General features: G+C 42.4%; 10 protein-coding genes. 1 reads left to right on the top strand and 9 read right to left on the bottom strand.

What is annotated here, in order from left to right:
* Positions 1 to 277: 277 nt before the first annotated feature.
* The 6 genes from MiAbW_RS19490 to MiAbW_RS02935 all read right to left on the bottom strand — a co-directional run bounded on the left by MiAbW_RS19490 (position 278) and on the right by MiAbW_RS02935 (position 4,559).
* On the bottom strand, positions 278 to 454 hold the full coding sequence (locus tag MiAbW_RS19490) for a hypothetical protein (protein WP_002740601.1): 177 nt from the start codon (positions 452 to 454) through the stop codon (positions 278 to 280).
* Positions 455 to 555: 101 nt separating this feature from the next.
* Positions 556 to 1,146 carry a 3-isopropylmalate dehydratase small subunit gene (gene leuD / locus MiAbW_RS02955; RefSeq protein WP_151694858.1) on the bottom strand — a complete coding sequence of 197 codons (591 nt, stop codon included), beginning with the start codon at positions 1,144 to 1,146 and terminating at the stop codon, positions 556 to 558.
* A gap of 9 nt (positions 1,147 to 1,155) precedes the next feature.
* Complete coding sequence (locus tag MiAbW_RS02950; protein ID WP_151694857.1) at positions 1,156 to 1,950, bottom strand: class I SAM-dependent methyltransferase; 795 nt, start codon at positions 1,948 to 1,950, stop codon at positions 1,156 to 1,158.
* Positions 1,951 to 1,955: 5 nt separating this feature from the next.
* Positions 1,956 to 2,507, bottom strand: a complete 552-nt coding sequence (gene cobU, locus MiAbW_RS02945; RefSeq protein ID WP_151694864.1) for a bifunctional adenosylcobinamide kinase/adenosylcobinamide-phosphate guanylyltransferase — start codon at positions 2,505 to 2,507, stop codon at positions 1,956 to 1,958.
* Positions 2,508 to 2,555: 48 nt separating this feature from the next.
* On the bottom strand, positions 2,556 to 2,933 hold the full coding sequence (locus MiAbW_RS02940) for a phosphomannose isomerase type II C-terminal cupin domain (RefSeq protein ID WP_151694856.1): 378 nt from the start codon (positions 2,931 to 2,933) through the stop codon (positions 2,556 to 2,558).
* 342 nt (positions 2,934 to 3,275) lie between these two features.
* Positions 3,276 to 4,559 carry a flotillin family protein gene (locus MiAbW_RS02935; RefSeq protein ID WP_151694855.1) on the bottom strand — a complete coding sequence of 428 codons (1,284 nt, stop codon included), beginning with the start codon at positions 4,557 to 4,559 and terminating at the stop codon, positions 3,276 to 3,278.
* A gap of 125 nt (positions 4,560 to 4,684) precedes the next feature.
* On the opposite strand from MiAbW_RS02935, the gene MiAbW_RS02930 reads away from it, so the two are divergent.
* Positions 4,685 to 6,199, top strand: a complete 1,515-nt coding sequence (locus tag MiAbW_RS02930) for a SagB/ThcOx family dehydrogenase (RefSeq protein WP_151694854.1) — start codon at positions 4,685 to 4,687, stop codon at positions 6,197 to 6,199.
* 94 nt (positions 6,200 to 6,293) lie between these two features.
* Here MiAbW_RS02930 and MiAbW_RS02925 read toward each other — a convergent pair whose 3' ends face one another.
* The 3 genes from MiAbW_RS02925 to MiAbW_RS02915 are packed head-to-tail and all read right to left on the bottom strand — an operon-like array spanning position 6,294 to position 9,507.
* Positions 6,294 to 7,211 carry a TauD/TfdA family dioxygenase gene (locus tag MiAbW_RS02925; protein WP_151694853.1) on the bottom strand — a complete coding sequence of 306 codons (918 nt, stop codon included), beginning with the start codon at positions 7,209 to 7,211 and terminating at the stop codon, positions 6,294 to 6,296.
* Positions 7,208 to 7,969, bottom strand: a complete 762-nt coding sequence (locus MiAbW_RS02920) for a class I SAM-dependent methyltransferase (protein ID WP_151694852.1) — start codon at positions 7,967 to 7,969, stop codon at positions 7,208 to 7,210. Before MiAbW_RS02920 ends, MiAbW_RS02925 begins: the two co-directional genes overlap by 4 nt.
* A gap of 26 nt (positions 7,970 to 7,995) precedes the next feature.
* On the bottom strand, positions 7,996 to 9,507 hold the full coding sequence (locus MiAbW_RS02915; RefSeq protein ID WP_151694851.1) for an iron-containing redox enzyme family protein: 1,512 nt from the start codon (positions 9,505 to 9,507) through the stop codon (positions 7,996 to 7,998).
* Positions 9,508 to 9,593 lie beyond the last annotated feature (86 nt).

Below are 9,593 nucleotides of genomic sequence, written 5' to 3'. Positions count from 1 at the left end.
TGTTCACTATATCACAATATACTGACATAATATTGTAAATAAATATTATAGTAATATAAGATGTTAAAATTTAAAGGAGTTGAAGAGGGGAAGTGGGGAAGTGGGGAAGTGGGGAAGTGGGGAAGTGGGGAAGTGGGGAAGTGGGGAAGTGGGGAAGTGGGGAAGTGGGGAAGTGGGGAAGTGGAGCATTTGGATGAAATTTCCCTAAACCCCTAAATCCCTATCACCCTATCACCCCAAAACCCTATCACCCTATCTCCTGACAGCTAAAAGCTGATTATTGGATTACTTCTTTAATAATCGTTAAAACATCATCATTGATATTGCGAGGATTGCGCTGGTATAACTTATCTCTTTCCAATTTTAAAACGCGATCAATAATTTTTCGCACATCTTCGGGAGCATTTAAAATCGGTTCTTGGATATTTTGGAGATTATTATCAGAATTAGTCATAGGGCAGATTTTTTAATATTTACAGATGCTGCATCTCAAACAAAATCCCTGCCAGGGTACGTTAATCTATTACTAACGCACCCTCAGCCTAGATTGTTTCTCTAAACGAAACTTAAATAGGGTAACTTTTGCGCGGTAGATTGAATCAGATCGAGATTTTGTAGAAGCTGTCCGCAGGTATCCCAACCCCCTTCTATTAACATCTGTCGGGAACCTTCATTCATGGAGACGGTAGCGACAAAATCCCCCCATTCCACCGTCATGGTTGTCAAAGAAAGATCGAGGGGAATTTCGGGATTAGCGGCAATTAAATCCTGTAAATGGGTGATGGTTTTAGCCTCAGCAGTGACACAGGGAACCCCATTAGCGATACAATTGCCAAAAAATATTTCGGCGAAACTTTCCCCGATAATTGCTTGAATTCCCCAACGTAAAATCGCTTGCGGTGCGTGTTCCCGAGAAGAACCACAACCAAAATTACCATTAACTACCAGAATTTTCGCTCCTTGGTACTGGGGTAGATCGAACGGATGACTTCCCTGTAAAGCGGCTCTATCATCGGCGAACACTTGTTCTCCTAAGCCTTCAAAGGTGATACAACGCAAAAAACGAGCCGGAATAATGCGATCGGTGTCAATATCGTTGCCTCGCAAGGGTAAAGCTCGTCCGGAGATGGTTTTAACTTGACTCATGATCTTTTTCTAACTTTTACTAGCAGTGACAAAAAAAGTGGTTGCATCTTGCCATACCCCCTGATCGGTGGCATTTTTCTCGATTTCTCGGCGATAATTGTTCACTAGAGTCGCAATTTCGGCAGCCGATAGGCGGTCGAAAGGGTTATCCTGAGGATGAAAATACTGCCCATACCAGAAGTTTTTGGCAGTTTCTAGGGGCAAATATCGACCTAATTGCTCGACATTGACCGATATATTGGTAAATCCCGCATTTTCCAGCAATTGATGGCATTTTTCTGGGGTGGCGATGGGAGTGTGCAGATTAGGCAACTCAAAACCATAGGTTTCGCGACAAACACCACTGATCAAGGGTAGGAAGTGGGATTCTAAATTATTACAGGAAAAAGCGACCGAACCGCCTTTTTTTAACCATTGATACCATTTTGCCAGCACTTGCGGGATATCGGGGAAAAGTGCAATCGCCAGAGAACAGGTAATCAGATCGAAACTAGACTCGGCAAAGTCAATGGCAGCTATATCAGCGTTAATTAGGTCAATATTCTCGATATTTAATGCTTCTAGCTTTTTTTCGGCTCTGGCAATCATTTCCGGCGTGAAATCAACCCCGATGACACTTTTTACTTTTGGGGCAATTGCGACCGCTATAAATCCCGTTCCCGTTGCCACGTCTAGCACAGATTGGCTTTTTTGTAAATAGAGATAATTTACTAATTTAAGGGCGCGAGCTTGCGTAAAATCGTTATCGTAATCGTGACGAAGGGCATAAAAATCAATCACTTGACGCTGATAATCGTTGCTCATCTTCTCTACTGCCCAATTATCGACAAAGACTGACCCAATTGACTTAAATTAAGAGCATGGCCGCCGGTAACCAGATAAACCGCGTCTGCTATTGTGCCAATTCTACGACAGAGATCGCCTAAACGATCGCGAAACAGACGACCGAGGGGATAAGCGGGAACCACACCCCAACCGGTTTCTTCCGCCACCAGAATAACATCAACCGCCGCATTTTTGAGGGAATACAAGAATCGATCGCTAATTTCTAACCATTCAGCTGCCGACATTTCTAAACAATTGGCTACCCAAGTACCGAGGGAATCGATCAATAAACAGTGAGTAAATGGGCTATTATCAATAGTTTCGCTTAATTGTCGGGGAATTTCTTGGGTTTGCCATTGGGGTAAACGTCGCTGCCGGTGTTTTTCAATGCGATCGCACCATTCTTGATCTTTTTCATCCACCGAGGAGGTGGCGATATAAATAACGGGTTTTTGGCTGATTTTGGCTAAATATTCGGCCCATTCACTTTTCCCAGAACGGGCAGCCCCTGTAACTAGGATAATTTTTTCATCCACGATCGAGATTTTGGCAAACAACTAAAGTATATAGGGGAGAAAACTGTCCTATTCTCGATCATCAAAACGGTGAATATCATCATCTCCTAAATATTCGCCATTTTGCACCTCGATCATCACCAGAGGAATAGAACCGGGGTTTTCCAACCGATGACGGGTATTCATGGGAACATAGGTGGATTCTTTTTGTTTGAGGAGAGTTTCTTTTTCATCACAAATTACCCGCGCTGTACCGGAGACGACAATCCAGTGTTCACTGCGATGGTAGTGCATTTGGGTACTCATGTGATGGCCGGGTTTAATGACAATGCGATTGATGCGATACCGCGGACCTTCCTCCAATACCGTCACCGTCCCCCAGGGGGGAGTCCGCGTCATTTCTATGTCTTGGGGAGAAGGGGAGGGATCATTAATTAAGTCATCCATGGCGGTGGTCTCTAAACTTGATTAACATTCTAGTGGACAATAATCAGTAATCAGTTATCAGTGAACAGTAATCAGTTATCAGTGAACAGTAATCAGTTATCAGTGAACAGTAATCAGTTATCAGTGAAAAGACAGCAGTAAACTGCCATTTGATGATGATCACTTAATACACACTGCTCACTTATAGCGTTTCTGATTCACACGAGGTACATTTCCGATCCTGAACAGCTTAATCAGCAAAGGTTTAAGTGTGCCGCATAGATGCGAGAACCGCTATAAAACTCAAAACTCAAAACTTAAAACTCAAAACTGATAACTGATAACTGATAACTGATAACTGCTTCAAGAGGGCAATTGTTTAAAATCAAAATTTGTCTCTTTTCCCTTGACAGATGGCTCGGTTTGTGCTATGCGATTAGCCATTTGTACCAGATCCACCCCGGTAGCTTGCCGCAATTGTTCAGCAAAGGCAGTCATTTTGGGGACAAGATTACCATCACCTCCGTCCACTACCGTCACAGTTTGTACCTGCACTTCTGGCACACTAGCGGCCATTAATTTCAGCAATAACTCCAATTTTTGGTACAAAAAGATGTTTTTAGCGTTATTTCCCGCTCCTTGCCAAGAGGCTGCCAGTTTTTTGGTTCCTTCCGCTTGCGCTTTCCCCTGTTCGATAATTTTGGCTGCTTCCCCCCGGGCTTTTGCGATCGCTTGTTGACATTCCGCTGCTGCAGGGGCGATCACATCTGCTTGTAATTGCTGTTTCACCTGCTTAATTCGGGCAGTTTGTACCGCCACTTCTGCCTGTACTTTAGCTAAATCGGACATCACCACCGATTCTACCTCGGCAATCATGGCGCCGCGCTTAGTTTGAGTGTCGCGCACCCGTTTTTCTGCGTCAGCTTTGGCTATTTCTAAATCTTTTTGGATACGACGCAAAGCGGTTAGGCGTTGATTCTCGGAATCCTTGATAATCGATAGTTTTCGAGCTTTTGCTTCGGCTATCCGGGCATCTCTCTGTAATTCGGCTTTTTGCTTCCGTCCGATCGAATCGAGATAACGCACCTCATCGGAAATATTCTGGATCTGCAAACTATCCAAAACTAAACCCAATTTTTCCAGATCCTGTTCCGCTTCTTCCAGGAGACTTTTAGCAAAGGCAATCTGATCGGAGTTCGCTTGTTCTGGGGTTAAATTCGCCAAGACACCGCGCAAATTACCCTCTAGGGTTTCTTTCGCCAATTGTTCAATTTCCTTGCGTTTCTTGCCCAATAAACGCTCGATCGCATTATGAATAATCGGTTCCTCCCCAGCAATTTTAATATTCGCCACCCCAGTGACGATCAACGGCACACCGCCCTTAGAATAGGCATTAACCACCCTGAGATCGATGATCATGTTGGTCAGATCCATTCGATACACTTGTTCTAGCATAGGTAAACGAATACTGCTGCCCCCTTTTACCAAACGATAACCGATGGTTTTGCCCGTGGCCGTGGGACGACGACTACCGGCAAAAATTAAGACTTCACTCGGTTGACAGATGTGGTAATAGTTACGGATGACCAGTAAACCCGCACCTGTCCCTAAACCGAAAACTCCCAGTAAAACAGCGATAATTTCCATAGATTTTATGTGGGTGAAATTGGTGATTATCTTTACTTTTAGCCGATCGACTCTCTGGCTGGTTGATTTTTTGGGGGGTATCGATATTAAACTGAAAAGTAAAGCTTAGACAGCCCATCTTTATCATGCCAGATCAGCCAATCTCGATCGCCCAATACTACCACGAGCGGACAAAATACGACCCCCAGACGATCGCATCCAAAAGTAAAGGTCTTGATTGGAGTCAACAACCCTATCCCTTCAAAGAATACAAAATCGGTCAGACTTTCGATCTCAAACCCTACCTCTCCCGTCAAACAGTTCCCCAAAAAGGAGACTTTTGGCGACGTATATCGCGAATTTTGGGCTGTAGCTATGGTTTAACTGCCAAAATCGCCACTATGGGCAGTCCTTTGTACCTACGTTCCGCACCCTCTGCCGGTGGATTATACCCCGCCGAGGTCTATCTGATCTCCCGTGGCACGGAATTTTTACCCGCCGGTCTCTACAGTTATCAAGGTCAAAGTCACTCGCTGCTTTTATTCTGGGAAAGTGATGTCTGGACGAACCTACAATCTGCCTGTTTCTGGAATCCTGTTTTAGAAAATACCGATATCGCTTTAGTTACCAGCGCTATTTTTTATCGGTCCGCTTGGCGCTACGAGGATCGAGCTTATCGGCGTATTTTCCTCGATACAGGGCATTTATTAGGCAATATTGAGCTATCAGCCTCGATTAATGACTATCGCGCTCATTTAATCGGTGGTTTTAACGATAGTCAGATGAATGAATTGCTTTATCTTGATTCCGAGAAAGAAAGTGTCATGACGGTGATTCCTTTGGCAGATCTGCTCAATATTCAGCAAAATCTCCCCCCTAGTACCACGGCACTCCCTTCGGCAACCACGACTCTTTATCCCGAAATTCCCGAGGGAGAATTATTAAGCTCCCTACAGCGAGCGACTATCATAGATACAGATGAGAAGATAGAAGCAGCCGTTACCCCGTCTAATTGGGAAGATAAATATAATTTTCCTTTTTGTCTGAAAGTTTCCGTGACCTCCCGTCCCGTCAATTGGGGGGAAGATTTAATCGATCTCGAAAGTACGATGCTTAAACGCAGATCTACCCGCGCTTATAGTGGTGCTAGTCTCAGTTTAGACGAATTGCGAGCGCTGCTGCATTTTACCTATCAACCCCAAGATTATGCCAGTCAAAATCTCGATCCCAATCCCGATTATTTTGCTCTGGATTTATTGGAAACTTTTATCGCTGTTTCGGCAGTAACTGGATTAGAGGAAGGCTGTTATTATTATGCTCCTAAAGCCCAAGAATTGCGGCAAATTCGCTTTAAAAATTTCCAGCAAGAGTTACATTATCTCTGTTTAGGTCAGGATTTGGGACGAGATGCGGCTGCTGTGGTTTTTCATACGGCGGATCTGTCGAAAGCAGTGGCTAAATACGGCGATCGAGTTTATCGTTATCTTCATGCAGATGCGGGCCATTTGGGACAGAGATTAAATTTAGCGGCTATTCATCTGGGGTTAGGGGTTAGTGGTATCGGTGGTTTTTTTGATGATCAAGTGAATGAAGTGTTAGGCATTCCCTCCGATGAAGCAGTTATCTATATCACTACTTTAGGCCGACCGAAAGTTTTTTAAGGTGAGTTTGAACCCCTGAAGGGGTGACAAGGAAGTTGAGGTCATTGTACTCTGTACCTTGACCGGTTCACTTTCTCCCTTGGACGTATTTTGTTTAAAGGTTAATCCAACTACGGACTATCTGTCGGGGTTTTCCTGAATTTTTAAAAGCGGTTCTATTGTGGCATAAAAAGCGATTATTAATGTAAAATATATCACCTTTTTTCATTTTGAAGCGGACTGTATTTTCCAGTTCCGAAAAAAAGTCGTCGATGATGTCGAGTGTTTTTGTGATAGCTTCCGGTTGCGCTATTTCCAGTTTGGAGTAAGCGACTTCAATCCAATACCGCATATAACGAAAAACCAGACCCTGAGAATCGGCTGAGAATAAGGGGAAATTATTCTTTTGAATAGCTTCTTGAGAATTAATCTCTCCAGGTGTAATCACATCCCTCGCCAAAGGTTCGTAGAGACAGGAAACTAGGTCTGTATGGTTTTGCCAGAAATATTGATACAAATTGGCGGCGTTTACTACTAGGGAATCTCCTCCCTCATCCGCAGCAGCAAGACAGAGTAAGCCAACAATATCAGGGAAGTAGTTTTTGTCTGTACTATCGGTATGATAGCCAGTTTCTGCATTCGTCATCGAAACGGGTATAGCTTCTTTAGTGTAATCCATTCCTCGATCGATTACATCAAAAAAATAGCCATAGCGGTGGTTTAGCAGTCCAAAAATGCGAGAAATAAAAGCATAAATTAACCGCATTTCCGTTTCTGTTAATTCCGGTTCTAATCGGAAAATAATTATGCCTGGTTCCTGGAGCAATTTTTCACGAAATGGTAGGAAACAATCAAGATTTTTATTGACTGTTTCCTGTCCTATTTCGTTGGGTTTTTCAAGCCATTTGTGATTGCTTCTTTTTAGTAAATCTGAGACTAATGATTCTGGTAAATGAAAAAATAGTTGAGAAGGATCAGGCAATTTTTTCCAAGTCAGTAATGAAATATTAGGATCAGAAATCGGTATAATCATTTTTGAATTTTGAAAGCAACGTGAAGGGGAAGGTCAATGAGCGGAGTAAAAAATTCTGGGTCTAGTTCTAAATGTTCCTGATTAATTTTTAGTTCATAAACTTCTGGCATTTTTGTGAAGGCTGCTAAACGAAGAGATGTGAAGTAATCTTCCATAGTTTTATGAACACATTGCACGGCGACGGCTTTTCTATCTCTGCGCCAAATCTCACCGGGGAATAATTGATTGCGTCCGGAAAAATAGCCAGCTTTCGGTTTAAAATAAAACGGAAACTTATCTTTTTTCAGAAAAGGTAAAGAGGGATGGGGGACGGCGAACAGGAAATATCCACCCAACTTTAAAAGTTGGTAGGCTTTCTGCATCGTGCTAATAGTTTCTGAAACATTTAAGTAGTTGAACAGAAACATAGCCAGAACTAAATCGTATTGTTCGGACTCAGTGACCGCAAAATCACGAATATCACCAGCTTCATAGGAAGCATTAGTAATCTGATGCTCGTTTTTTTGAATCAAGGCCTGCTCGATCATTTGCGATGAAATATCAATCCCATGAACATATTGAGCGCCTCGGTTAATTAACTCTCTTCCTACATAACCTTCCCCACAGCCTAGATCTAATATATTCTTGTTGACAATCGGTTCACATAAATCAATGACAAAGGGACGTGCGGAGTAATCAGAAAGCAAAATCGGTTCTACTCGTTTCCAGTCTCCTGCGCTTTCGTCGTAAAGTTTTTTGGTTTCTTGTGTTGCTTTCATACCTATCTAACGTGATAAAATTTGCACTAATTTTGTTTTAGTCTAGCACTGTGTAAGTAATTACCCATAAAACTTTTACCAGTTAATCCAAAATCAGCTATCGCCCGAAAAATTAGCTCTTCTTCTCCTAAGTTCACAGATTGATGCACACACCAACGGGGAATAACAGCAAAAGTACCCGGTTCGACTTCGTTTTCGTATTGATCAACAATAACTTTTCCTTGACCCTGAAGAAATACAAATACGGTTTCATGTGCGTGTCTGTGCATTTCATTCGCTTTTCCTGGCTTGACTATAACTAGGCGCGCATCTAAAACTTCTAGATCAAATGGCAGGCGAAATACGTTAAAATCAATATTGAGTTTATCAACCTTATTGTTGTATAAGGCTTCTAAGTTGCTGGCGCTGATTGTTGAAATAAGCTCTTTACCTTCTTGCACATGAGTCAAGCTTTTTTGTTCATTGATTTTTTGAGTCAAGACCCCGAGACGCATCGTTTGAAAATCATGGTAAAGTTGTGATGCAAGCCTTAATATTGTTTCAGTGCATTGGCATTCACCAGATGGATCCGCAAGCCAATCTAATAAGTTCAGAACTTCTTCCCTGTGCTTTTCCCTTTGCATCCCGTATAGCAAAAGTGAACTCAATCCGGGTAGTAGTTTTTCCACTGGAACAGTAGATAAGTCTTCCGTCAATCCAATACGCACGTCATTGATTTGGTGCAATAAAAGTTCCTGTTCCTGATTAGACAGCTTTTTGCTTTTAATCATTTTAGTGAAAAGCGTAACAATCTTGAGTTGGTCTGATGATGTCAAAGATTTATCTAGCACCAACGCACGTTCATACATATTGTCCCAGTAAGCAGCACGTAGATCTAAGGCTTTTAACATTCCTTTCCGTAATTCCAGAACAGCCTGTTCGCTTTCACTGGCTAATTCCTTAGCAATCTCAACTAAAGTTAAGCTGTGTTCATCCTCCACTTCTGTGTGTAAAGGAAAAAATACATATTGCTGCAAGGATAATGATGTATGTTTTTTAATCGCTTCAATAATGTGTTTGTAGATAAATTTAACAACAGATTCAGTCCCTAAACCTATGGCTCCAATAGCTTGGAGTGAGCTTCCATTCTGGAGCAGCGATAAGAATGATTCACGCCAAATTTGTACTTCAACACAAGGCGGTTGCCTGCTATCTACTCCCATCGCTTCTTGAAAACGCTTGAATAACTGTGGGTGAGGGATTTCCTGTACCCACTCGTCCTTAATACCTAATTTACGGATTGCTTCCAGACCTTCATCGTGTAGATGTCCGTTTTCTTCAGCTAAGTTCTCCAGCAGATGATTTCGATGAGTGGGATTTTCTAGCTTTGATATTACTGCTGTTAAATAACGGGAAAACCAGTCACTATAAGCTCCGTATTGACTGGCAAAATCTTTGAGAACTTCATCAATATGTTGAAATTCTCCTTTTTCTAAAGCCAGTAAATACGGATGATTAATCGCTCGATGGCTTAGTGCTTCCTTGATTAAATTTTCCATTTTTTCTCATCCCCCGATAGCCGCCCTCTTTTAAATACCATCACAAAATTGGCCAATTGTCAATAGCGTTTGAGATGCGCTCCCCC

The organism is Microcystis aeruginosa NIES-4325 (assembly GCF_008974145.1).
GTDB lineage: Bacteria > Cyanobacteriota > Cyanobacteriia > Cyanobacteriales > Microcystaceae > Microcystis > Microcystis aeruginosa_G.
Note: the sequence above shows the minus strand (reverse complement) of the source record. Positions and strands in the feature narration are given on the sequence as shown.

Excerpts from the sequence above, each read along its gene's own strand:
- MiAbW_RS19490 (WP_002740601.1), bottom strand. The coding sequence starts at position 454 with ATGACTAATTCTGATAATAATCTCCAAAATATCCAAGAACCGATTTTA.
- leuD (WP_151694858.1), bottom strand. The coding sequence starts at position 1,146 with ATGAGTCAAGTTAAAACCATCTCCGGACGAGCTTTACCCTTGCGAGGC.
- MiAbW_RS02950 (WP_151694857.1), bottom strand. The coding sequence starts at position 1,950 with ATGAGCAACGATTATCAGCGTCAAGTGATTGATTTTTATGCCCTTCGT.
- MiAbW_RS02940 (WP_151694856.1), bottom strand. The coding sequence starts at position 2,933 with ATGGATGACTTAATTAATGATCCCTCCCCTTCTCCCCAAGACATAGAA.
- MiAbW_RS02935 (WP_151694855.1), bottom strand. The coding sequence starts at position 4,559 with ATGGAAATTATCGCTGTTTTACTGGGAGTTTTCGGTTTAGGGACAGGT.
- MiAbW_RS02930 (WP_151694854.1), top strand. The coding sequence starts at position 4,685 with ATGCCAGATCAGCCAATCTCGATCGCCCAATACTACCACGAGCGGACA.
- MiAbW_RS02925 (WP_151694853.1), bottom strand. The coding sequence starts at position 7,211 with ATGATTATACCGATTTCTGATCCTAATATTTCATTACTGACTTGGAAA.
- MiAbW_RS02920 (WP_151694852.1), bottom strand. The coding sequence starts at position 7,969 with ATGAAAGCAACACAAGAAACCAAAAAACTTTACGACGAAAGCGCAGGA.
- MiAbW_RS02915 (WP_151694851.1), bottom strand. The coding sequence starts at position 9,507 with ATGGAAAATTTAATCAAGGAAGCACTAAGCCATCGAGCGATTAATCAT.